The 25,898-nt window shown below is 32.8% G+C and carries 20 protein-coding genes; 13 read left to right on the top strand and 7 right to left on the bottom strand.

Translation table 11 applies throughout. From position 1 onward, the window contains the following. Positions 1 to 227: 227 nt before the first annotated feature. Entirely contained in the window at positions 228 to 1,892 is a 1,665-nt protein-coding gene (locus tag JNO63_RS07335) for an FAD-dependent oxidoreductase (RefSeq protein ID WP_203128049.1), read from the bottom strand. A gap of 329 nt (positions 1,893 to 2,221) precedes the next feature. On the opposite strand from JNO63_RS07335, the gene thrS reads away from it, so the two are divergent. Together thrS and JNO63_RS07325 are read left to right on the top strand one after the other, a co-directional pair. Continuing rightward, a complete protein-coding gene (gene thrS / locus JNO63_RS07330; protein ID WP_203128039.1) occupies positions 2,222 to 4,144 on the top strand; it encodes a threonine--tRNA ligase in 1,923 nt (640 codons plus the stop codon). 139 nt (positions 4,145 to 4,283) lie between these two features. Continuing rightward, on the top strand, positions 4,284 to 5,666 hold the full coding sequence (locus tag JNO63_RS07325; RefSeq protein WP_203128031.1) for an MATE family efflux transporter: 1,383 nt from the start codon (positions 4,284 to 4,286) through the stop codon (positions 5,664 to 5,666). A gap of 67 nt (positions 5,667 to 5,733) precedes the next feature. On the opposite strand, the gene JNO63_RS07320 is transcribed toward JNO63_RS07325, so the two are convergent. From JNO63_RS07320 to JNO63_RS07310, 3 genes are all read right to left on the bottom strand, one after another. Continuing rightward, positions 5,734 to 6,657: a DUF7916 family protein gene (locus JNO63_RS07320; RefSeq protein ID WP_203128030.1), complete on the bottom strand. Its 924-nt coding sequence runs from the start codon at positions 6,655 to 6,657 to the stop codon at positions 5,734 to 5,736. 195 nt (positions 6,658 to 6,852) lie between these two features. Beyond that, entirely contained in the window at positions 6,853 to 8,409 is a 1,557-nt protein-coding gene (gene nagE / locus JNO63_RS07315; protein WP_203128021.1) for an N-acetylglucosamine-specific PTS transporter subunit IIBC, read from the bottom strand. Between the two features lie 107 nt (positions 8,410 to 8,516). Next, positions 8,517 to 9,380, bottom strand: coding sequence for a hypothetical protein (locus JNO63_RS07310; protein WP_203128020.1), 864 nt, complete (start codon positions 9,378 to 9,380; stop codon positions 8,517 to 8,519). A gap of 67 nt (positions 9,381 to 9,447) precedes the next feature. Here JNO63_RS07310 and JNO63_RS07305 point away from each other — a divergent pair, with 67 nt between their 5' ends. Together JNO63_RS07305 and JNO63_RS07300 are read left to right on the top strand one after the other, a co-directional pair. After that, entirely contained in the window at positions 9,448 to 10,119 is a 672-nt protein-coding gene (locus JNO63_RS07305; RefSeq protein WP_203128018.1) for a hypothetical protein, read from the top strand. Between the two features lie 80 nt (positions 10,120 to 10,199). Then, positions 10,200 to 11,117, top strand: coding sequence for a CPBP family intramembrane glutamic endopeptidase (locus tag JNO63_RS07300; protein ID WP_203128016.1), 918 nt, complete (start codon positions 10,200 to 10,202; stop codon positions 11,115 to 11,117). A gap of 330 nt (positions 11,118 to 11,447) precedes the next feature. On the opposite strand, the gene uraA is transcribed toward JNO63_RS07300, so the two are convergent. Then, a complete protein-coding gene (uraA, locus tag JNO63_RS07295) occupies positions 11,448 to 12,716 on the bottom strand; it encodes a uracil permease (protein WP_203128014.1) in 1,269 nt (422 codons plus the stop codon). 197 nt (positions 12,717 to 12,913) lie between these two features. On the opposite strand from uraA, the gene JNO63_RS07290 reads away from it, so the two are divergent. The 6 genes from JNO63_RS07290 (at position 12,914) to JNO63_RS07265 (ending at position 20,605) form a co-directional block, all read left to right on the top strand. Then, positions 12,914 to 13,336, top strand: a complete 423-nt coding sequence (locus JNO63_RS07290) for a PTS sugar transporter subunit IIA (RefSeq protein WP_203128012.1) — start codon at positions 12,914 to 12,916, stop codon at positions 13,334 to 13,336. Between the two features lies 1 nt (position 13,337). Then, positions 13,338 to 13,655 (top strand): PTS fructose transporter subunit IIB, encoded by a 318-nt coding sequence (locus JNO63_RS07285; protein ID WP_203128010.1) that lies wholly within the window; start codon positions 13,338 to 13,340, stop codon positions 13,653 to 13,655. Between the two features lie 9 nt (positions 13,656 to 13,664). Then, positions 13,665 to 14,894, top strand: a complete 1,230-nt coding sequence (locus JNO63_RS07280; protein WP_203128008.1) for a PTS fructose transporter subunit IIC — start codon at positions 13,665 to 13,667, stop codon at positions 14,892 to 14,894. Next, on the top strand, positions 14,891 to 17,443 hold the full coding sequence (locus JNO63_RS07275) for a glycoside hydrolase family 38 C-terminal domain-containing protein (protein ID WP_203128006.1): 2,553 nt from the start codon (positions 14,891 to 14,893) through the stop codon (positions 17,441 to 17,443). Before JNO63_RS07280 ends, JNO63_RS07275 begins: the two co-directional genes overlap by 4 nt. A 12-nt stretch (positions 17,444 to 17,455) precedes the next feature. Next, positions 17,456 to 19,234 (top strand): BglG family transcription antiterminator, encoded by a 1,779-nt coding sequence (locus JNO63_RS07270; RefSeq protein WP_203128004.1) that lies wholly within the window; start codon positions 17,456 to 17,458, stop codon positions 19,232 to 19,234. Between the two features lie 144 nt (positions 19,235 to 19,378). Beyond that, positions 19,379 to 20,605, top strand: a complete 1,227-nt coding sequence (locus JNO63_RS07265) for a dicarboxylate/amino acid:cation symporter (protein WP_203128002.1) — start codon at positions 19,379 to 19,381, stop codon at positions 20,603 to 20,605. Between the two features lie 37 nt (positions 20,606 to 20,642). On the opposite strand, the gene JNO63_RS07260 is transcribed toward JNO63_RS07265, so the two are convergent. Together JNO63_RS07260 and JNO63_RS07255 are read right to left on the bottom strand one after the other, a co-directional pair. After that, entirely contained in the window at positions 20,643 to 21,545 is a 903-nt protein-coding gene (locus JNO63_RS07260) for an L-lactate dehydrogenase (RefSeq protein ID WP_203128000.1), read from the bottom strand. 95 nt (positions 21,546 to 21,640) lie between these two features. Beyond that, entirely contained in the window at positions 21,641 to 22,924 is a 1,284-nt protein-coding gene (locus JNO63_RS07255; protein ID WP_203127998.1) for a glucose-6-phosphate isomerase, read from the bottom strand. A gap of 183 nt (positions 22,925 to 23,107) precedes the next feature. Between JNO63_RS07255 and galE the strand changes: the two genes are divergently transcribed. The 3 genes from galE (at position 23,108) to rbr (ending at position 25,819) form a co-directional block, all read left to right on the top strand. After that, positions 23,108 to 24,142, top strand: coding sequence for a UDP-glucose 4-epimerase GalE (gene galE, locus JNO63_RS07250; RefSeq protein ID WP_203127995.1), 1,035 nt, complete (start codon positions 23,108 to 23,110; stop codon positions 24,140 to 24,142). Continuing rightward, positions 24,139 to 25,056 (top strand): sugar phosphate nucleotidyltransferase, encoded by a 918-nt coding sequence (locus JNO63_RS07245; protein WP_203127994.1) that lies wholly within the window; start codon positions 24,139 to 24,141, stop codon positions 25,054 to 25,056. Before galE ends, JNO63_RS07245 begins: the two co-directional genes overlap by 4 nt. 172 nt (positions 25,057 to 25,228) lie before the next feature. Beyond that, a complete protein-coding gene (gene rbr, locus JNO63_RS07240; protein ID WP_203127992.1) occupies positions 25,229 to 25,819 on the top strand; it encodes a rubrerythrin in 591 nt (196 codons plus the stop codon). The last annotated feature ends 79 nt before the right edge of the window (positions 25,820 to 25,898 follow it).

Here is a 25,898-nt window from a genome sequence, read left to right as displayed (position 1 = left end):
ATAAAAAACTGACCTCCTTAAGTTGATTAGGTCCAACTTTAAGGGGTCAGTTCAAAAAGCTAAACTGACTCCAAAAATTGATAAATTCATAATTTCAAAATTCTAAAAATTGCAAACTCGCTTACGCTCAAACAGTGCAATTTTTAAGCGGATTTCTTCAATTAGAATTTATGGCAATTTTTTACGAACAGAAGGCTTTTTAAAATTTTATTTTCTCTTACCTACTCTTACTCATCACAAAGCATGCCAAGTTTGAAATATTCATCATACTTTCTAAAGTAAAGCAAGCCACCATCTAGCATATAGACATTTTCAAATCCTAGATTATTTAGCATTTTTATCATATTTGAGCTTTGGATTCCGGTTTCATCGTAAAATAAAACTTTTTTGTCTTTTGGGATTTTTTTGTAGTCTTCTCTTAATTTTTTGCCCTCAATTAGCCTTGCTCCCTTGATGTGGCATTCGTTAAAGGCAGCTTTATTGCGGATATCTACTATGTCATACTCATCTTTTGTATTGCAAAAATCAGAAAATTTTACATGTGGGAGGCGGCCTTTGCAAATATTAATGGCTTGGCTTGCTATTACGTTATTTATATCCTCAGTTGTGGAATAATAAGGTTGGTAGCCTAGTTCTAGATTGTACAAATCAGAAATTGTTCCGCCCATTTTTATAAGTGTGCCGATAACATCTATTCTTTTATCCACTACACCCTTTCCTAGGGCTTGGGCACCATATATTTTGCCGCTTTTCTTTTCAAAAAGTAATTTCATATAGACCATTTCGGAGCTTGGCATTATGCCGACCTTATCGGAGTGGGAAATGAGCGTTACATCGTAATCATAATTAAGTTTTTTAAGAGTATCTTCATTTAAGCCAGTCATGCCAATGTTTAAATCAAAAGATTTTATCAAAAATGTGCCTATATATTTGAGCGGCTCGTCATCATTTCCTAGCAAATGATTAGCTAAGAATTTCGCTTGCCTATGGGCTGGCCATGCTAGTTTTAGATTTTGTTTCTCATTTGTTATAAAATTTGTAATATCAATGGCATCACCAATGGCATAAATATTTGGATCTGTGGTCTGATAGTTGTCATTAGTTACAATAGAGCCTTTTTCTGTGATTTCCAAACCCGCTTCTACTGCTAATTTGTTATTTGCAGTCATGCCAAGGGCAAGGATTATCATATCTGCTTTTACTTTTTTGCCAGATGCAAAAACTACTTCATCATCGCAGATCTCAACTAATTCCTTCTCGCGGATAATATTTACGTCATTTTCCCTGATATTTTCATCAATGAAAGCTGTCAGCTCATCATCTACCATAGATAAAATTTTGCTGCGGGCAAAGATAGAAACATTGGTATCTTCTAGTTCGTTTAAAGCATGGGCTGCTTCTACTGCTATAAATCCGCCACCTGCTACCAAAATATTTTTTGCCCTTGTCTTTTCATAATAGGCTCTGATATTTTCTACATCCATGACATTACGGATGGTAAAAACAAGGTCTTTGTCAGTTCCTTTTATGGATTTTGGAATGTTTGGATGGGCGCCAGGGGCTAGAACGAGGTAATCGTATGTCTCGTTAAATTCTTCACCACATCCCTTATCCAAAACTGTGACGTATTTTTCCTCGCGGTTGATGGATATTACTTCGTGGTAGTTGTAGGCATCGATATTGTAGCCTTTTTTAAACTTTTCGCTGTCTCTGTGGACTAAAAGAGTGCTATCTTTTATTTCGTAGGACAAATAATAGGGAAGTTCACAGTTACCAAAACTCATGTCCCTATCTTTTTCAAACATTACTATTTCAATATTTTCATCTAAGCGACGCAAGGACGCTGCCAAAGTGGCACCAGCCGCCACCGCTCCTACTATTACTACTTTCATATGTATATCCTTTGCTATTTTCTCAACGTTTTTTTAATATTTACCCAAATTCCATTTGCAAAAATAACTTATCGTGGTAAACTAAAAATATAAATATTAACTATGACAGGAAAAGTAGTAATTATAAGTATCCACAGAGAGAGGCCGGTGCTGAGATGGTCTTATATGAGTTTTTATGAAAAACCACCCTGGAGTTTTTTAAGAGATTAAAACGTTGGTCGCGTTAAGACTTTAATGAGCACAAATTTTAGGTGGAACCACGGATATAACCCGTCCTTTTATCGGTAACGATAAGGGCGGTTTTTTTGTGGAATAAAAAAGGAGAATTTATGATAAAAATTACATTACCAGATAATTCGGTAAAAGAATATGAAGCTGGCGTAAGTGTTGGCCAAGTTACAAAAGATATTTCTGAGGGACTATATAGACAAGCCCTAGGAGCGGTTGTAAATGGTGTAACACGCGGATATATGGAGCCAATCAATGAAGATAGTGACTTTAGAGTTGTAAAATTTGATGATCCAGAAGGAAAAGAAATATTCTGGCATACATCAAGCCACGTTATGGCTGCAGCAATACAAGCTTTATGGCCAGATACAAAATTTGCCATAGGACCTGCAATTAATGATGGTTTCTACTATGATATGGAACTAGACCACAGATTTGTCCCAGAAGATTTTGCAAAAATTGAGAAAAAAATGCTAGAGATAGCTAAAGCTGACCACAAAATGGAAAGAATCGAAATCTCTCGTGCAGAAGCTTTAAAAATGTTTGAAGAAATGGGTCAAGATTACAAAATCGAACTAATCAACGACCTACCAGAAGATGAGCTAATCACTCTTTACAAAATGGGAGATGCCTTTGTAGACCTATGCCGTGGACCACACCTTGAGTCTACAAAAAAAATCAAGGCAGTAAAACTAAAAACTATAGCAGGTGCCTACTGGAGAGGTGATTCTGACCGTCAAATGCTTCAAAGACTATATGGAATTTCTTTTGAAAAAGCAAAACAACTTGCTGAATGGGAAGAACTACAAAAAGAAATCGAACGCCGTGACCACAGAAAGATCGGTAAAGAAATGGATTTATTTGCTTTCCATGAAGAAGGACCAGGATTCCCATTCTTCCATCCAAACGGCATGGTTTTAATGAACGAACTTCTTGACTGGTGGAGATCAGTTTTAGAAGAACGTGGTTATGGAGAAATCAAAACTCCTTTAATCATGAACGAAGAACTATGGCATAGATCAGGCCACTGGGACCACTACAAAGAAAATATGTACTTTACAAAAATAGATGAAGAAGACTATGCTATAAAACCAATGAACTGCCCAGGATCAGTACTAACATATGCATCAAACCAACATTCATACAGAGATTTACCAATTAGACTTGCAGAATTTGGTCAAGTACACAGACACGAACTATCAGGTACACTTCACGGATTATTTAGAGTAAGAACATTTACCCAAGATGATGCTCACGTTTACTGCTTACCAAGCCAAATCAAAGATGAAGTTTACAAAATGATAGACTTAGCTGACCTATTATACTCAACATTTGGTTTTAAATATTCACTAGAATTATCAACAAGACCAGATGATTTTATGGGAGATATCAAGGATTGGGACTTTGCAGAAGAACAATTAAAAGCAGCTCTAGAAGAACGTGGCATGGACTATGAGTTAAACCCAGGTGATGGTGCATTTTACGGTCCAAAAATCGACTTCCACTTAGAAGATGCAGCAAAAAGAACATGGCAATGTGGTACTATCCAACTAGACTTCCAACTACCACAAAACTTTGATTTAACATACATTGATGAAAATGGTGAAAAACAAAGACCAGTTATGCTTCACAGAGCGCTTCTAGGATCAGTAGAAAGATTTATCGGTGTACTTACAGAACACTTTGCAGGAAGATTTCCACTATGGTTAAATCCAGAGCAAGTAGTAATCATTCCTGTTTCAGACAAATTCCTAGATACAGCAGAAGATTTAGAAAAACAAATCAAAGAAGCTGGATTTAGAGTATCTGTTGATAAAAGAAGTGAGGGAGTTGGATATAAAATCAGACAAGCCCAATTAATGCGCGCAAACTACATGCTTGTAGTAGGGGAAAAAGAAGAAGAATCAAAACTACTTACAGTTAGAAACAGAGATGGTGAAGAAACACCAGAAGTTTCATTAGAAAACTTAATCGAAAAATTAAGTGAAGAAAGAGATAGCAAATCAGTAAATCCTGCTTTCTAAGCAAAAAATTATGAAAAAAAGCCTGGGAAAACATTCCTAGGCTTTTTTACTTTACCTAGCCACTATTGACATAAATTTGCAAGTCGGGTTTACTGTATAAGCTTAAATATAATCTATAATTATTTTTTAGGGAGATTTTATGGAAGAAATACAGATAACAGAAAATAAACTAGGAACATTACCAATTGATAGACTATTGCTAGAAATGGCAATACCAATGGTTATTTCAATGCTAGTTCAATCAATCTATAATATAGTAGACTCTATGTTTGTAGCAAGGATATCAGAAGATGCACTAACAGCAGTATCACTTGCCTTTCCAGTGCAAAATATCCTAATTGCTTTTGCAGTAGGTATAGGAGTAGGGGCTTCAGCATTATTATCTAGGTTTTTGGGAGAAAATAATAGAGATAGGGTAGGGTCAGTAGCTATCCACGGAGTAGTAATATCTGCCATCACATATGTAATATTTGCCTTGGTTGGTATATTATTTACAAACTCATTTGCCAACGCCCAAGGACAAAATGCAGCGGTTACAACCTACACTAAAGAATATATGTATATTGTAACTATCTTTAGTATGGGGATATTTTTCCAAGTGCTTGCAGAAAAGTTACTCCAAGCAACATCTCTTACTACTTACTCAATGATTACCCAAATATCAGGAGCAGTCATAAATCTAATACTTGACCCAATATTAATTTTTGGGCTCTTTGGATTTCCAAGGCTTGAAGTAAAAGGAGCTGCCATTGCAACAGTGATTGGCCAAATAGGTGGGACCTTGATAGGTTTTTACTTTAACAAAACTAAAAACCACGATATAAAATTTACATCAAAAAAGTTTAAATTTCATGGGGATATAGTAAAACAAATCTTTTGGATAGGGTTTCCTACTACAGTAATGAATACCATAGGTTCAGTAGTAGTATTTGTCTTAAACCTAATCCTAAGAGACTTTGGAGCAAGTGCTATAGCAGCTTTTGGTGTAATGTTTAAATTTCAGTCCTTTGCATTTTTGCCAGTATTTGGTATATCAAATGCACTAACAACTATAGTTTCCTATAATTATGGAGCAAGAAAAAAAGAAAGAATAAAAGGGTCTATTGGTTTAGCTATAAAAAGCTCTTTTGTTCTAATGACAATATCAGTACTAATAATGTGGATATTCCCAAAACAATTATTAGGATTTTTTAATGCAACAGAATCCATGATAGAAATAGGGGTGCCAATGATGAGAATAGTTTCCCTATCCTACATCACAGCAGTCCCATCTATAGTAGCAGTAGGAGGAGTTTTCCAATCTCTAGGAAACTGGCAAATAGCTATCTTCCAATCATTCTTAAGACAATTAATAATCCTAATTCCAATATTCTACGCCCTAAGCCGTACAGGCAACCTAAATATAGCATGGTGGGCTTTTGTAATAGCAGAATCATTAAATACAGTTTTATGTACATGGATGCTAAGAAAAGAAGTTAGAAATAAGATAGACACCCTAGAACCAGCAAAGACAGTAGCATAAACTACTGTCTTTTTTTTCTTCGGAATAATGCTTAGATTTTTCTATACATAAGTAACAGTTTATAATATTACTTATTTCTAATTATTGAAGAACTCATCTGATAAATTTGCCACCTTACTCCTCTAATAGCTACTCCCATAGTATAAATATTTTCTGGCAAGGATATGCCATTCATAGCATCTCCTATGTGTTGGAGGTGGGCGCCGTTTGCTTTTGCTGCTAAGGCTATTTGTCTGATGGTGTCTTTGTCGGCGGTTTCTTGGCTGGTGCCTATGGCTGACATTATTAGGACTTTTCGGTCTATTTCTTTATCTTTGTTGTAGGATCTGATATAGTCTGCTATTTCCCTTAAATCATTTTCGTTAAAGTGTGGGATGGTGTATGGGGCTGGGACTAGGAGGATGTCGCATCCAGCATGTACAAAATTTTTGGCAATTTCTAAGTCCATTACTGGCCCATCTGTGCCTGCGGCGTGCATTTTGCCGGCTATGATTAGGCCATTAAAGTTTTCTTTTGCTTCTTTAATTGCTTTTAATATTGCTTCATTGGTCACTCCTGTGGCTGGATTTCCTGTTAGGCAAATTAAATCTAGGCCATAATCATTGGCTTTTTTGTAGTTTTCAATGCTTGCTTTACGACCTTTTGCTATTTCTTCCTTACCTTGGGTCATAGGTGCATTTTCATCTACTGGCTCTAGATTTACTCCAAGTGGTCTTGATGTGGCTTTTTTTAGCCAAGCTATAGGGTTTGTTTCTGATTCTGGCACTCCTTTTATTTTTGGGTTGTCTAGGTCTAGAACATTTAATAGTAAAATATCGGCACCAAAAGCCTTTTCTATTTCTGCATTTGTTAGGCCATTTACATAAGGTTCAAATGTGACAACTGATTCTGAAACTATGACCCTGCCTTCACTAGCTAGGATTGCTTGTTTTAATTCTAGGGGACTTGCATTTAAAAAGTCTGCCCCTTGAAAATTTAATAGTCTTTTCATTTTTTTACTCCTTTTAGTGTTTTTTACCCATCTTTGAAAGATGAATGTTATTGAAAAACTATTAAGAATGGTATATAGTACAGGTAAGAGAAGCCACCTCTATCAAAGCCCTTGGCAACAAGGATGAGAATCGAAACAGAGTATATACTCACCAAAAAAGACAGTAGCTGCAACTACTGTCTTTTATTTTTGATTTTATCTACCTAATAGTTTTACAAATTCATCGTGTATTGCTTGAACTTGTGGGCCTATTATAACTTGAACTGCTTTTGGACCTGGTTTGATTAGTCCTGCTACTCCAGCTGCTTTGATTTTTTCTTCATCTACTTTTGCTGGGTCTTTTACTGTTAGACGTAGTCTTGTTGTACAATAGCTGCTTGTATCAACATTTTCTGGGCCGCCTAGTCCTTCTAATATTGTTTTTGCTGTATCGGCGTATGAGCCTTTTACACTTGCGTTTTGTTCTGCACGCTCTTCGTCTGCTGATTTATCAGCTGTTGAGACTCTGCCTTTATCTTCTGTTTCTATTACTGTTGTGTCATTTTTTCTAGCTGCTCTTGATGTTCTACCTGGGGTAGCTATATCCCATTTATCAATTAATGTTCTAAAAATTAGATAGTATAGGGCAAAGAATACGACTCCCATTATAATTAAAATCCACATATTTTGTCTCATTGGGTTTTGAGATGATAGGAAGAAGTCTATCAGTCCTGCTGAGAAACCAAATCCTGCATATGCTTGTAATTTTGCTGCTATAAATACTGAAATACCTGTTAGCACTGCGTGTACAAAGTATAGTTGTGGAGCTGCAAACATAAATGCAAATTCTAGTGGTTCTGTAACTCCAGTAAGGAATGAAGCGAGGGCACCTGCTATCATAAGAGCCTTAATAGTTTTTCTATTTTTTTCATCTGCTCTTTGAGCCATAGCTAGGGCTGCTCCTGGCAGACCAAACATCATAATTGGGAAGAATCCTGCTTGATACATACCTGGATGGTATGTTGCTGTGATTGTGTCTTTAGCATTGTTTAGGAAGTTTGGAATATCATTTACTCCAACAAGGTCAAACCAGAATACTTGGTTTAAAGCATGGTGGAGTCCTGTTGGGATTAATAGTCTATTTGCAAAACCATAAATACCCGCACCTGCTGCCCCAAGACCTAGTAAAAATTGACCAAATGTAGCTAGTGCTGAGTAAATAACTGGCCATAGGAACATTAAAATAAGTGAGCAAACTAAGGCATAAACGGAAGCCATAATTGGCACAAGTCTTCTACCTGAGAAAAAGGCTAGGAAATCTGGCAAGCGAGTTCCGTGAAATCTATCATAAGCCTTTCCACCTAAAATACCTGATAAAATACCGATTAATACGTTGCCGTTTCCAATTTTATCAAAAGCTGAAAATTGGAAAGGATCAGCTGCTTGCCAAGCTTCCAAATCTATACTTCTAAGCTGGGCAACTGTAGCAGGTGATAACATTTTTGAAAGGGTCAAAAATGCCACTAAACCCGCAAGAGCACTTGCTCCGTGATTTTCTTTGGCAATACCAAATGCAACACCTACTGCAAATAAAATGCCAAGGTTATCTAAGATTGCCCCGCCGGCAGAAATTAAAAATGCTGCTATAGGTGATGATGCACCCCATCCATCTGGGTCAATTAAGTAACCAATTCCTAGTAGCAAAGCTGCCAAAGGCATAACCGCAACCGGTTGCATTAGGGATTGACCTAATCTTTGTAGTTTTTCTTTCATAAACTACCCTCCTTAATATTAAATGATACATAAATTGATAAACAAAATCATTTATATCCTTAATATTATCACAAATTGGGGCATATGAAAATGATTTTTGTAGGTGATTAGTGAATTCCTATAAAAAAGTAGTCCATAAATTTAGCTCTGATTTTATACAAAAGCTCAGCCAATATAAATACAGAAAGTACTCCTATAATAGTAATCACTAGAGGACTAGCATCTATCACACTTTTTAGTAAAACATAGATCACTTTATAAGGGTAGAGATAGGCAAAAAATAAATATCTTTGTTTGTTTGTAGCTTGGACATCTGGGCTTTGCTTTAAGATTAAATAGGTAAGTATTATCATTGAGATATAAAAACCTGGATAGTATTTTAGATAATAGTATAAATAAATCTCTCCTGAAAAGAGTAAAATTGCTAAAACAAAGAGAAAATTATTAAATTTTACCGCTTGTTTGAGTCTAGCACCCATAACAAAAAAGAAAAAATATACTAAAAGATCTTTGTAATAAAAATCAAAAGGCAAAACATTAGTATTATGCATTACATAGTAGAGGATAAGGGCAAATATCCCAAAACCAATAGTCCCTCTGGCCCCAACTATGCGGGATAAAATGAGGTCTATAATAAAAAAGCTAAAAACTACAAATATGACATCATATAAATTTGTAATTACATAAAGTAAGTCCTCAAGTCTTTGTTTTTCAAAAGTTAGCTTAAAACCACGCATAAAAAATATTAAAAATCCGCTATATAAAATTAGGGGTATGGCCATAAAAAAGACTTTTTTGCTTTCCATAAAGGAAATCAAATATGACAAGTATCCTATCAAATAGCAATTGATAAGCATAAGTAAAACATTGTTACTTATCCCTATATTTGCACCTATAAAGGGTAGGAAAAATGAGAAAATTAGTAATATTAAAGCTGTTAAATCCATTAAATTAATCTTAAAACTTTTCATAATCCTATCTTATCATATTTATTAAAATTGTATAATAGATGGTATAATTAAGATTAAAGAGGAAATTATGGCAAAAACATCAAAAAAAGCAAGAAGAAATATACATAGAAAACCAAATAAACGCAGTCTTTTCATATTCCCTTATGTAATTATGGCTCTTTTGATAATAGGAATTCCCTTTGGTATCTACCAATTTTATATATCAAATGTAAATAGAACTGTAGATGGTCTGGAAAAAGCTATAAAAACTTACGATACAGAATATATGGAAAACAATACTGAAAGACTTCCTATAATATTGGAAGTTTTAAGAACATCATATTCTGATGATGGAGCCAAGCAGGAAGATTTTTACAATAACAATTTCGAAAACCTAGATATAGAAGTCGAAAGTGTTGAAAAACAAAGCCGAGGCAAGGAAGTAAAATTAAAGATATCAAATGTAAATTACATAGATGTCTATGAAAAGATAGAAGATAGTGAGGATGATGAGAAGACCCATGGTGATTATATGGTAGCCTTATCTGATCCAAACCAAGAGCTAAACACCAGGGAAGCAACCATTTTCTTAAATCGAAAGATAAATGGATACGAAATCAACGAATCCCGAGATTTTATAAATGCAATCTTGGGTGGGGCCTTAGAATATGCGCAGGGGTCTGAAAAAACAAGTGATTCTGATAAATCAAGCTCACCTGAAGCAACTGATAGCATAGATGATGCAATGAATAATGATTAACACGGAAAATTCCGTGTTTTTTATTGGCATAAAAATAAAATATAGTTATAATTAATGTATAAAATATAACGGAGAAAGTAATGTTTGAAGATAATTTAACGATTAGGGAAACTAAGAGAGTTCAAAAACATAGGAGTGCAGTCATCCTTGTAGTAGTTTTGATAATGCTTACAACATTGCCAAAACTAGCCTTGGGAGCTGTATTTTTTCCTAGTCTTTTAAATAACGTAGATGTTTATAAAACTCTTATGCCAGCAGATAAGATGATTTTGGGCCTACTATACGGGACGGTTTTAGCCACTGTTTTAATTTACATATTTGCAAAAAAATACCTAAATTATAATGATTTTTCTATGGGTTTAAAAAACCCAGACAGGGTCAAAAATTATTTTAAGGGGGCATTATTTGGTTTTGCTCTGATTACAGGAGTTTTTTTGCAGCTTAAAATCCGCAATTTAGCAGAAATTAACCCAAATTATCAAAATATAAATCCAGGGATTTTTCTTGTTTTTTTTATTGGCTGGGTTTTTCAAGGTTTTAGCGAAGAATTGATGGCAAGATCTGTGCTTATGAATTATTTTGCAGCAGAAAATGGAGTGAAACTAGCAATTATATCTAATAGCCTTATTTTTTCTATAATGCACCTTGGAAATGATGGTTTTGGAGTATTTCCCTTTATAAATATTTTCCTAATGGGAGTCATATTTTCCTTAATGTTTTATGTTTCGGATGACATATTTTTCCCAGCAGCAGCCCATACTTTTTGGAACTTTGCCCAAGGAAATATATACGGCATAAACGTATCAGGCATCAGCCAATCAAATATAAGCCTAATAAAAACCCAACTTGTTGGCAATCCATTCCTAACAGGAGGAGCCTTTGGAGTAGAAGGCGGATTTTTGACATTTTGGATGGAAGTTTTGGCAATTATGCTTTTACTGGTAGCCGTTAATAATAAAAATAAAAGTACAAGTAAAGAATATAAAAGATCTTTCTAAAGAAAAAACTGCTTTGTAGAAATTAGTCTATAAAGCAGTTTTTAATATAAAATAAATAAAGATAGGCTTTTTTAAAAAGCCTACCTTATATAACGCTCCCCGCGTAGGGGCCGTTTAGGGGTGAAGTTTGCGGGTGGTTTGAAACTAGCCCGTCCGGCTAATGGAGGACCCTCCATGGAATGGTCTTGCGAAGCAAGATGCTTTGTAGGTGTAATAGCCTGTCCGGCTGAGTGAGGACGAACCCCCTTAAAGTGGCCCTCCAAGTGAGCGAAGTAGTAAATCTAGAATCATATGCTACTATGTTATCTGCCTTAAAAAATGAGTAGAATTTTATTCCAGATTAGAAAGCCCAGATTTCTTAATAAAATAAATAATCAATGACAAAATAACCGCAACCAGAGAAGAAAGCACCATTCCACTTAATTCTATAGATCCAAATTGAATAGAAAGGCCGCTTAGTCCAGCAATAAATATTACAGAAGTCAGTATCAAATTATCACTTTTTGAATAGTCAACATTTTGGTCAACCAAAAGTCTTATACCGCTGGTACCAATCATGCCATAAAGCAAGAATGTAACCCCACCTATAACATTGCCTGGGATTGTAGAAATAAGAGCAGATAGTGGTCCTATAAAGGCCATTAGGATTGAAATCACTGCAGCTGTTGCAATAACTTTTACAGAATAAACTCCAGTGATAGCCATAACTCCGATATTTTCCCCATAAGTTGTAGTTGGTACACCACCTACAAAACCAGAAATAGCTGTAGAAAAGTTATCTGCAAAAATTGATCTGTGAAGACCTGGATCCTTTATCAAATCTTGACCAATAATGTTGCTGGTTACCACTTGATGGCTTATATGCTCCGCTGCAATAACCAAAATAACTGGCAACATAGCAAAGATTGCTTCTGGTGAAAATTTTGCTAATTGAAAATGAGGGATAGTGAAAAAACTAGCTTCACGAACTGGAGTAAGGTCTACTTGACCATTAAAATAAGCTACAATATATCCTACAATAATTGCAATCAAAATTGGAATCGTAGACATAAAACCTTTAAACATTATTGAACCTAAAATAGCAGTCATAAGAGTTACTAGAAATACTATCCAGTCAGATGAAGAAACGGTATCAGTCATAAGATTTGCCCCAATTGTTCCACCAGATACTGTATTTGCTGCAAGCTCAAAACCAATCAGTGCGACAACCGCACCCATAGCAGCAGGTGGGAGAACAACATCTATCCAAGAAGTGCCAAATTTATAAATTATATAAGAAAGTACACAACCCAAAAGGCCAACCACTACAAATGCACCTTGGGCATATTCAAATCCTTGAGACTCTATAATGGCAATACCTGGTGCAAGAAAAGCAAAAGAAGAACCCAAATAAGCCGGAGCCTTGCCCTTAGTTATTAAAATAAAAAGCAAAGTCCCAATCCCATTCATCAAAAGCACAATACCAGGATTGATACCAAATAATATTGGCACTAAAACAGACGCCCCAAACATGGCAAATGTGTGCTGCAATCCAAGCGGGATAAGTAGCTTTCTAGGGACATCATCATTTACATTATAAATTTTCTTATTATCTTCCATCAAAACCTCCTTATTATTTTTCTCCAAATCTTCAATATTTTAAATGAAATAAATAAAATTGTCAAATAAAGTTTTAATTAAACGGACTTTGTAAATTTATATGGATGTATTAATTTTTAAAATTGCACATTTAAATGAAGATATTTCAAATTATTAAAAAAAATATTCTGATATAATATCCTTAAGAAGGAGGGATTATGGATAAAAAAAACGTTATCATAGATTTGGATTTAGAAACTAAGGAAGAAGTATTAGATTTTTTATCTAAAAAAGCATGTGAGTTAAGTATCACAGGGGATTCTCAAGCGATCAAAGAAGATTTAATTAATAGAGAAGAAGAAATGAGTACCGCTTTAGTAGAGCCTTTAGCAATACCTCATGCAAAAAGTAAAAATGTTTTCAAGAATACAATTATTTTTTTAAGATTAAATAATATGATAGATTGGTCTGAAACAAAAGTAAAAATTATAATAGGAATTTTTAGTAAAAAGGAGGGAGGAGATCACATTGATACTTTGGCTAATCTTTCAAGAAAGTTAATTGATAGAGAATTTATTGAATTTTTGGAAACAGCAAATGTAGAAGAAATATATGAACAACTAAAGGAAGTAGGAGAATAATATGAAAAAATTTGTAGGTTTATGTGCTTGTACAATGGGACTTGCCCATACATTTATGGCTGCAGAATCAATGGAGAATGAAGCAAAAAAAAGAGGATACGAAACAAAAGTTGAAACACAAGGTTCAGATGGTATACAAAATGAATTAACTGCAGAAGATATAGCTAACGCTGATATTATTTTACTCTCAACTGCTATTACACCTCAGAACATGGAAAGGTTTGAGGGATATGAAATTTATGAAGTTTCTTTAGCAGAGGCTATTAAAGATATAGAAACTGTATTTAATGATATTGAAGAGGATTTAGGTATAAACTAGGAGGAAATTATGCCTGTAACAAAAAGAAAAGTTGGAGATGTCGACAAAAATGTAAAAAAAACCACTGTAACCACACAATCATCTAATTCTAAATTTGATGAATTTCAAAAGCATCTTATGACAGGTATTAGTTACATGATTCCTGTTTTAATTATGGGTGGATTATTGGGAGCTTTATCACAATTAATACCATATGTTTTTATGGGAATTGACCCATCTATGTCCATAGTAGATGCTATAAACACAGGTTCTTATTCTGCTAGTTCAGAAAATATATTGAAATTTGCTTATATATTACAAACATTTGGATTTAAATTATTTGGATTTGCTATACCTATTTTTGCTGCTTTTGCTGCACAATCAATTGGTGGAAAAACAGCTCTTATTTGTGGATTTATCGGGGGTGTGGTTGCTAATAACCCAATAGAAACTTTATCTATGGTAGATGGATCTTATCAACCAGTAGCACCAGCACCTTCAGGATTTTTTGGAGGCTTATTGATAGCATTTTTGATAGGTTATTTTGTTAGATTTTTAAATAATCATATCAAAGTTAGTCATAACTGGATGGCATTTAAAACTACATTTTTAATACCACTAATTTCAGTATTAACAACTATGATATTGATGATTTATGTAATAACTCCAATAGGGGCCTTTCTTAATGAATCTGTTAAAAATCTGTTAACAAGTGCGGGAAAAAGTGGTGGAATAGTATATGCAATTTTACTATCCTTAACTACTGCATTTGATTTAGGAGGCGCAGTTAATAAAGCAGCAGGCTTTGTTGCTACAGGACTTGCAGTTGATAAAATTATGCCTTTAACAGCTAGGGTTATTGCAATTGTTACACCATCAATTGGACTTGGTTTAAGTGCTCTTTTAGATAAATACATTGTAAAAAGAAGAGTTTACGATAGGCAATTGCGTGAAGCAGCAAAAACTTCTATTTTTTTAGCTTTCATGGGAATAAGTGAAGGTGCAATTCCTTTTGCGTTAGAAAATCCAGCATTTACTATTCCATTATATATGATTGGTGCTTTAATAGGTGCTTTAATTGGTGTTGGATTTGGTGCTGTGCAATGGTTCCCAGAATCTGCAATATGGGCATGGCCACTTGTAGAAAATATAGTTCCTTATATTTGTGGAATATTAGTTGGATCTTTGTTTATTGCTATTGTTAATATATTATATAGAAATAACCAAATAAAAAAGGGTAAATTGGTGGTTCAAGAATGAGCGATATAAAAGTTATTGCCCATACTCATTGGGATAAAGAATGGTATTTTACAGACAATAGATCAATGATTTATTCTTTGATTGATTTTGATGAAATAATCGATTATCTAAATAAAAACGATGATATAGAATCTTTTTTACTTGATGGCCAAACGTCTATAATAGATGATTATTTAAAATACAGACCAGAAAATAAAGAAAAATTATATAATTTAATCTCTGCTGGAAAAATTATAACTGGTCCTTGGTATACTCAAAGTGATACATTAGTTATATCAGGAGAAAGTCTTATAAGAAACCTTCAGATTGGTATCAAAGAAGCTCATAAAATGGGTGCTTGTCAATCAATAGGTTATCTTCCAGATAGTTTTGGAATGAGTGAACAGATGCCACTAATATATTCTCAAATGGGATTAAAGTATGCTTTTTTTAGAAGGGGAATAGCTGATCATCTTATTAAAGATAGAGAATTTAATTGGGTTAGTCCAAGTGGGGAAAGCATAAAAACATTTAACTTGTATCATTATGGAATTATGGCCTATCCACCTAACGAAGATGATGGATCATATATAGATAATTTAGTAGAAAAATTGAAAACTTTTGGCAATAGAAAACCATATATTTTATTCAATGGTGAGGATCAAAAACCAATTAGAAAAAATATATCACAAATAATAAAAAATACAGACTATGATATTGAAATTTGCTCTCTTGAAGAATCGCTAGATGAAGTTTTTGGTAATATAAATCAATTAAAGGAATACACTGGGGAATTTACTTTTGGGCAACATTCAAGAACACATAAAAGCATTTTCTCTACTAGAGCAGATTTGAAAAATAGACATAATAGGCTGGAAAGATATCTATCTGAATTTGTGGAACCACTTAGTTCTATTAGCTATAAGCTGGGATTAAGGTATGAAAGAGAAATCATTGAAGAATGTTTTAAATTAATGTTGCTAAACTCTGCTCATGACAGTATAGGTATGTGTAATTCAGATAAAACAAATAAATTTATAGAAAATAGATATGAAAAAGTAGAGGATATCACTACAAATCTTACCGATTCCATTATGAGAAGAATTGGTGATGGTATAAATGCATCTGGATTTAGTTTTCAAATATATAATACATTACCATATTCTAGAGAAGAATATGTAATATGTGATATATTAACTCCTTTCAAGGATTTTAAAATTATAAGAAATGGAAATGAGATACAATATAATTTACTTAGAATTGATAAAGATGATACTAATTTAGAAAAATCAATTAAAGAAATAGGTGTTAATAACGAAATTACAAGTAAGCTAAGATCCTATGAGGAAATATACAGAGCAAAAATTATAATTTTAGATCAGTTTGCTTCAATGGGATATCAAACTTATGAAATTAAAGAAAGTACTAATAAAAAATTAGCAACTCCTATAACTGATGATAAATTTATTGAAAATGACTTTTATAAAATTAGTATTGATGAAAAAGGACAAATAGTTGTCGAGGGAGATACTAATATAAATAAAATTTATTTGGAAAATAATGGTGACGAAGGGGATAGTTATGATTATTCATCACCTACTAATGATTTATACTTATCAGAGGGAGAAGTTTTTGATTTAAAAGTAAATAAAGATAAATTATATCAAGAGCTAAGATATAAATTATTAAGAAGTGTACCATCTACTTTAGAAAATAGGGCAAAACATAACCTAGATGAGAAACTTATAACAGATGTTTCTATCACGCTTTATAAAACTAAAAAATATATAGAATTAACTTGTAAAACAGTAAATAATATAATTGAGCATAGGGATAGAATAGTTATTGATTCTGATGTAAAGACAAATAACTCCATCGCTGATCAACAATTTGGAACTATTATTAGAGAAGTTGATTATAATAAATATAATAATTGGAAAAAAGATAACTGGGATGAAAAACCTAGAGGCATTGAACCTATGATTTCATTTGCGGCACTTGATGCAGAAAATTCTGTATGTGGGGTTTCTGATGGAGTTAGAGAGTATGAAGTTTTAGATAATAATAAGTTAGCTTTTACTATGTTTAGATCAATTCCTTACTTGGGAAAACCAAATTTAAATGACAGACCTGGAAGAGCATCCGGGGTATATGAAGTTCAAATGGATCATGCTTTACTTAATAAAGAGATAGAAACAACTGTTTATATTACTGATGTTGAAGATGATTATAGACTTATGCATAAGTTTTCAAAAGAAGTTTTAAATAAGCCGGTTAGCTATCAATCAGGCGAAATTTACGATAATACGGATCATTTTGTTATAAGTAAAAATAAATGCTATCCATATGAGTATTCATTACTAGAGGTAGATAAAGCTATATTTTCTACACTGAAACAATCTCAGGATAATAATAACCTTATTTTAAGATTGTATAACCCTTATAGAGATAAGGATATCAATTTTAGAACAACTATTGAAAATGTAAATTATGTAAAAGCTGACGAAATTACAAATGATGTGCATGATAATTTAATTAAACCATGTGGAATAAAGACAATTAGATTTTAATGAGGTAAATATATGAATGACCTAGATAAAAAACTACTTCAATTGCTTATAGAAGAAAGTAACTATATATCTATTGACGAGTTATCAATTCTGCTAGGTTGTTCACGTAGAACTGTATATAATGCCCTTCGTAGAATTGAAAGCTATTTAAAAGAAAACCATATTGAGTATAATTTAGATAAAAAATATGCTAAAGGAATCTTTCTTTGTGTAAACAAAAACAATATTACAATTAAAAATAATGAGTATGACATAATTATTGATATATTTTCAAAAAATAACATTACATTAAAATATTTGATGGAAAAATATTATTTAAGTTATGAAAAATTATCAAAGATTATATTTAAAATCAATGATGAAATTCAGTTATACAAATTAAACATTAATATAAAGCAAAATATAGGTCTGGAGTTAAAAGGTAAAGATGATGATAAATTTCTATATATGAGAGATTTATTATTAAAAGTAGAAAATGGATACGAATCTTTTTCTTTATTATATGATGATAATACTAATAATCTCGCAATTAGATTAACCAACATTTTTATTAATCAAATGCAGCTGGTTAATGAAATTAGAGAAGCTTTACATGTGCATATTATTTATCTTTTAAGTGTAGAAAATCCTGATATTAATGATTATATAATAAATAAGAATTCCTTATATTATAGCTTTGCTAAAGAATCTGCTAAAATATTTGAACAATCCAATTCAACTATTAATAAAGAAGAATTAATAAAATATTTCTATGAATTATATGATAAAATAAATTTAAATAAATATTTAGATATCAACAATTTTGTAAATATCAAGTCATTAGAAATAATTAATGATTTAAAGAAACATTTTTTTAAAATTGATGATCCTATTTTAGTTGAAAAGAATAATATTTTAAGTCTCAAAAAACACTTAGAGCTAACTTTAGCAAAGCTTAATAAGGGTGAAGATATATTAAATCCATTGCATGATACAATAAAAAATAATTATTCATACTATTACAACGAAGTATTATATGTAATTGATCAATTTAATGCTAAGAATAATCTAAAAATCCCTCCTGAGGAAGCTGCATATATAGTAATATATATTATAACTTTGAATCGAACTAAAGAAAGAAAAATAAAAGGAATCATAGTATGCAATTACGGTGTGGGTATTTCCCAATATTTGCACTCCATACTTGAAGACAATTTAGATTGGATAGAATTTGATAATCCGGTTGATATTAATAATTTCCATAAAAATAATTATAATGACTATATTGTGTTTTCAACACTCGATTTAAGTATATCAAATTATATTAAAATACCTATCGATCTTAGTAAATTAGATATAGACTCAATTTCAACTCAGATAAATAAAAAAGACTACTTGAAACTCTTTAAATCTGAATTATTTTATATTAGTAAAGAATTTACTAGAAAAGATGAAGTGATTGAATTTTTAGGTAATAAACTAGAGAAAAAACAATATGTAGAATTTGGGTATAAAGATAGCATTTTTCATAGAGAAGAAATAGCGAGTACAGAAGTTGGAAATGGTATGGTTTTATTACATGGTAACCCAAGTTATATTTTAAAGTCCTCTATCTCTTATATAAAGTTGAATAATGAAATCTTTTGGGATAGTGAAAATGTAAATGTAATTATTTTACTTTCGATATTACCCACGGAATATGAAAGATATAATATTAAGGATTTTTTCAGAAAACTTCATATGATTAAACAATTAAAATCATTTAATAAAATAAATAATTTAGAAGAATTAAAGAGTCTATTTTATAATTAAAAACTTACCATTTAAATATCAATTCATGGTATTAGATGGTAAGTTTTATTTTTATAAAAATTATACTCAAGCTTTACAAAAGGGGGGTAGGTAGAGTAATATATATATAATTTGAAAAAAATTTGAAAAGATAAGGAGAATTATATGGAAACTGCACCTCGTAAAAAGTCACACCTGACTCGCAATATTTTTATTGCTCTTGTACTAGCAATTGTTCTTGGTTTACTTTTGCAAAGTCAAGCAGAGTTTTTAAACTCTTATATTAAACCAATTGGGGATATCTTCCTAAACTTACTTAAATTTATTGTCACACCTATCGTTTTATTTTCTATTATGGGCGGCATCATCTCCATGAGAGATATTAAAAAGGTTGGAGAAGTTGGTGTTTTCACTATCATTTATTACTTTTTCACAACTGCTTTTGCTATTTTAATTGGTCTTGTATTTGCAAATATTGCAAAGAGATTTTTCCCACTTATAGCTACCACAAATCTTGAATATGCTGTTGAAAATCAAGTTTCACTTGTCGATACTTTAGTAAATATCTTCCCAAAAAACTTCTTAGCACCTATTGTTGAAGCAAATATGCTACAAATTATTGTTATGGCTATTATTATTGGTTTTTCTATACTTTTAATCAATAAAGAAAAACAAGCTAAGGCTATAGAAGCTATTGAAATTGTAAATGACATAAATATGAAGGCTATGGAGCTTATTTTAAAATTATCTCCACTGGGAGTGCTTTGCTTGCTAATGCCAGTTATTGCAGAAAATGGTCCTATGATTATCGGATCTCTTGCTAGTGTACTTTTAGTTGCATATCTAGCTTATGCTTTTCATGCACTTATTGTTTACTCATTTACAGTTAAAACTATGGCAGGGATTAACCCAGTTGAGTTTTATAAGGGTATAGCACCTGCTATGATGTTTGCTTTTTCTTCTGCATCTAGTATGGGTACTCTTCCTATAAACTTAAAATGTTGTGAAGAACTGGGAGCTGATCATGATGTAACGAGCTTTGTATTGCCACTTGGAGCGACTATAAATATGGATGGTACTTCTATTTATCAAGGAGTTTGTGCTGTATTTATAGCTTCTTGCTATGGTATTGACCTAACTTTAGGCCAAATTGTAACAATCGTACTAACTGCTACTCTAGCATCTATTGGTACTGCTGGTGTCCCAGGATCTGGTATGATTATGCTTGCTATGGTACTTCAATCTGTTGGTCTACCAGTAGAGGGAATTGCTCTTGTTGCAGGTATTGATAGAATTTTTGATATGGGTAGAACTACTTTAAATATCACAGGAGATGCTACTGCAGCTCTTGTCAATTCAGCAAGACTTAGAAGAAAAGGTAAAATTGCATAAATTTAGATAAAAAAACAAGCCGTTTTGGCTTGTTTTTTTATTCTGGTCTTATATTTTTAATTGTTTCTACTGAGTGATCCCATTTTTTAGTTTCTTCTTCGTTAAGCTCTAAGTGATATTCTCGGATGATTCCTTGCTTGCCAACTACACATGGGTGACCAATATAGCAAGCTGCTTCTGATGAGTATGAAGAAACTGGAAGGATTGTTTTTGCATCATTAAATATTGTTTCAACAATGATTGCAGCTGAATTTGCAATGCCGTAGGAAGTGTAACCCTTGCCTTTTATAATTTCAAATCCCTTCATCCTAGATGCTTCTTCAATTTGATTTAAGGTATTTTCATCAAGGATTTGCCCAATTGGTTTTGCAGCTATAAAAACTTTTGACCAAGCTACAAATTGACTGTTTCCATGTTCTCCGATTACATATCCGTTTACAGAATCTGGATCAATTCCTAGATACTTTGCAACTGCGTTTTTCATTCTTGCAGAATCCAGGATGGTACCAGCACCAATTACTCTTTCTTTTGGAAGTCCAGTTAGTTTTTGCATATATTCTGCAATCACATCACATGGATTTGTAATTGATACAATAATGCCGTCAAACCCTGATTCTTTTATAATAGGTGCCCATTCTTCTACACATTTTTTGGTGTATTTAAATTCTTCTAGGCGGTCGCTATTATTTTGTAAGATTGTGATATCCCCTGGGGCAAAAATTATGATGTCACTGTCTTTTAAATCTGATTTGCTTCCTGCAACTAAGTTTACATTGCCATTTCTTCTGACAAGAGAGTCTCTGAAGTCATTGATCTCTGCATTTATCAAATCTTCCTTTTTGTCAAAAAGGGCAATTTCATCGCACAATCTTCTTTCAACTAAGGTGTGGGTGGTAGTTGACCCTACATTTCCTAAACCAATTATTGATATTTTTTTCATTTTTCCTTCTTTCTTAATAACATACGCTATAACTTAATTATAAGATATTTTAGATATATTGTACAAGAAAAGAACCCTGAGGGTTCTTTAAAGATTTATTTATTATCGTAGCCTGGTTTTCCTAATAGTTTAAACATTTGTGTCTTATATTCTTCTACACCTGGTTGGTTAAATGGATTGATGCCCATCATATAGCCACTTACACCAACTGTTATTTCAAAAAAGTAGAATAGTTCTGCAAGTGTTTTTGCACTTACATTTTCAATTTTGATACGTATATTTGGCACATTTCCTTTTACATGGGCGATGGTTGTTCCTTCCATGGCTTGGGTATTTACATAATTCATTGATTTGCCTGCTAAATAGTTTAAGCCGTCTAGGTTGTCTGCATCTTCTTTTATTTCTATATCTCTGTCATAATTTTCAATTTCTAGGACTGTTTCAAATAGATTTCTTTTCCCATCTTGGATCATTTGTCCTAGGGAGTGGAGGTCTGTTGAGTTATTTACTGAAACTGGGAATAAGCCTTGACTGTCTTTTCCTTCTGATTCTGCAAATAATTGTTTCCACCATTCTGCAATATATTGGAGTTTTGGCTCATAGTTTACTAGAACTTCTATTGCTTTGTCATTTTCATAAAGCATATTTCTGATTGCTGCATATTTTATAGCATCGTTATTTTCAAAATTGCGTACTGTATATTTTTCGCGACCTGCTTTAAAACCTGCCATAAATTCGTCTATATCAATTCCACTTGCTGCAAGTGGCAAAAGACCTACTGCAGAAATAACTGAAAATCTACCGCCAATATCATCTGGCACTACAAAAGTTTCATATCCCTCTTTTGTTGCAAGATCTTTTAATGCACCTTTTTGCCTATCAGTTGTGGCATAGATACGGCCTTTAGCTTCTTCTTTGCCATATTTTTCCTCTAAGGCCTCTTTTAAAAATCTAAAGGCGATTGCAGGCTCTGTGGTTGTTCCTGATTTTGAAATTACATTTAAAGAGTAGTCCTTATCTTTTAGGTAATCCAAAAGTTCTGCCATATATTGGCCGGATATTTGGTTGCCGGCATAGATTAATTTTACTTTTTTGTTAGACTTAAAATAATTATCTAGGGCAAAATCAATAGCTTTTATACCTAGATATGAGCCACCAATACCGATAGATACTAAAATTTCGCTGTCAGATTGAATTTTTTCTGCTGCTTTTTTTATTCTTTCAAATTCTTCTTTGTCATAGTCAACTGGTCTGTCTATCCATCCTAAAAAGTCAGATCCTTCACCATTTCCATCCAAAAGTGTATCAAATGATTTAAGCGCTTTTTCTTCGTATTTTTCAAGGTTTTCTAAGTTTATGTTTGTATAATCTACTCTCATTATTTCCTCCATAAAAACTTTATTCTTCGTTATTATATACCCAGATTTTTATTTGTTAATTTATTTTTAAACAAATATTGTGTACTAATATGTGAAAAGGTTTTTGACTTTATTGACATATATTTTGATAATACCTATAATAGTTGTAAGTTAGGCAAATATTGCAAAAAATGGGAAGGTTTTATGAAAAAACGCGTTTTATTAACTGGAGGAGCAGGATATATCGGCAGCCATACGGCAGTGGAGCTATTAGATAAGGGTTATAATGTCATAATCTATGACAATTTGTCCAATTCTTCAAAGATAGCCATCGAAAGAGTCGAAAAAATCACTGGTAAAAATATCAAATTTTATAAGGCTGATATCCTTGATACAGAGTTTTTAAAAAAAGTTTTAATAGATGAAAAAATTGATGTGGTAATACACTTTGCAGCCTTAAAAGCTGTAGGCGAATCAGTAAAAAATCCACTAAAATACTACCACAACAACCTTACAGGTACTTTGAGTTTGCTAAAAGCAATGGAAGATGTGGGATGTAAAAACATTATTTTTAGCTCATCTGCCACAGTTTATGGCGATCCGGAAGTGACACCAATTACAGAAGATGTGCCTAAGGGCTTTTGTACAAATCCATATGGATGGTCCAAGTCTTTTATGGAGCAAATAATGACAGACCTACATACAGCTAATCCAGATTTCAAAGTGGTTTTGCTCCGTTACTTTAACCCGATTGGTGCACACAAATCAGGATTAATAGGTGAAGACCCACAAGGAATTCCAAGTAATTTATTGCCTTACATTTCCCAAGTTGCAGTAGGCGAGCTGGAATATGTCCATATTTTTGGAGATGACTATAAAACTCACGATGGGACTGGAGTTCGTGACTATATCCACGTTGTGGATTTAGCGCGCGGTCATGTAAAAGCTGTAGAAAATTTGGAAAAATTAAATGGAGTTGAGATTATAAATCTTGCAACTGGCAAGGGATACTCAGTCCTTGATGTTATAAAATCTTTTGAAGAAGTAATTGGCAAAAAAATCCCATACAAAATAGAAAAAAGAAGAGCAGGAGACATCGACAAATCATTTGCTGATGCAAGTAAGGCCAAAAAAGTTTTAGGCTGGCAGGCTCAGTACGACATAAAAGATATGTGCGAAGATGCATGGAGATGGCAAAAAATGAATCCTCGCGGATATGAAAGAGAGGAAAAAATATGAAAACCACACTAGTGGTCATGGCGGCAGGGATAGGATCCCGTTATGGTGCAGGAATTAAACAACTTGCAAAAATGGATGATAATGGATACACAATTATCGATTATTCTATTTTTGATGCAAAAAAAGCAGGTTTTGACAAGGTTGTTTTTATAATTAGACGTGATATAGAAGAAGATTTTAAAGAGGTAATTGGCGATAGGATTTCAAAAATAATTGATGTAGAATACGCCTACCAATCTTTAGAATTGCCAGCAGCTTATGAAGTTCCACAAAATCGTACGAAGCCATGGGGAACAGTCCATGCAGTTTTAGCAGCAAAAGACTTAGTAAATGAGCCGTTTTTAGTAATAAATGCCGATGATTATTATGGCAAAAATGTATTTAAAGACTTCCATGAATTTTTAGATGATGCAAATAATCAAGATGCGTCCAAATTACAAATTGCAATGGCAGGTTATAAATTAAAAAATACACTTTCTGACAACGGAACAGTAACCCGCGGAGTTTCTGTAGGTGATCAAGACAATAAATTGGTAAAAATCATCGAAACTCATGAAATAGGACTAGGAGAAGATGGCAAAATTACAAGTCGTGAAAACTTAGACAGTGATTTATTAAATCTAGAATCCATTGTTTCTATGAACATGTGGGCTACATTCCCAAGATTTATCGATCTTTGTGAAGAATACTTTGAAAAATATTTAGAAAAAAATAAAGATAATCTAGAAAAAGCAGAATATGTCTTACCAGAAATGATAGGTGAGTTTTTAGAAGAAGATATAGCAGAAATTACAATCCTTCCAACAAATGACAAATGGATAGGAATTACCTACAAAGAAGACCTAGCTCCAGCCCAAGAAGAATTTAGAAAGATGCTAGAAAATAAAGATTATCCAGAAAATATTTGGCTATAAATTAAGTCTCCCCGCAGGGAGACTTTTATTATTTATTGGACAAAACTAATTAGTAATGATAATCATTATTCACTATACTAAAATATATAGAGCATAATTTGACAAAGTTTTATTCTAATTATATAATCATTATAGAAATTACATATAAAAAAAATTCCAGGAGGAAATACATATGACTTTAAAAGGTACAAAAACAGCTCAAAACTTAATAACTTCATTTGTTGGTGAAAGCCAAGCAAACATGAGATATACATTAGCAGCAAAAGTTGCTAAAGACGAAGGTTATGTTCAAATTTCAAGAATTTTTGAAGAAACAGCTATGAATGAAAGAGAACACGCTGCAAGATTTTTCAAATTCTTAAGAGAAGAATACAAACTAGAAGAAATCGAACTTAACGAAAATTACACAAAATGGCCAGTAGTATGGCATGATACTTTAACAAACTTACAAGGTGCAATCGATGGAGAAAACGACGAAGCAGAACATATGTATCCATCATTTGCAGATGTTGCTGAAGAAGAAGGATTCCCAGAAATCGCAAGAGCATTTAGAAATATCGCAAAAGTAGAAGAAGCTCACAGAGAAAGATATCAAGCATTAAAAGATAATATCGAAAATGATAGAGTATTCAAAAAAGACGAAGAAGTTATCTGGATGTGTGGTAACTGTGGATACCTATACGAAGGAAAAGAAGCACCAAAAATCTGCCCAGCATGTGCACACCCACAAGATTACTTCGAAGTTGCTAGATTTAACTACTAAAATAAAATTTTAAAAAGCAAACCCTTTGAGCTGAACCCCAAAATCCGGAATATGGATTGAGGGGTTTTTTTCATGCCAA

The organism is Anaerococcus sp. mt242 (assembly GCF_016798225.1).
In the GTDB taxonomy this organism is placed as follows: Bacteria; Bacillota; Clostridia; order Tissierellales; family Peptoniphilaceae; genus Anaerococcus.
This window is presented reverse-complemented; position numbering and strand designations above follow the sequence as displayed.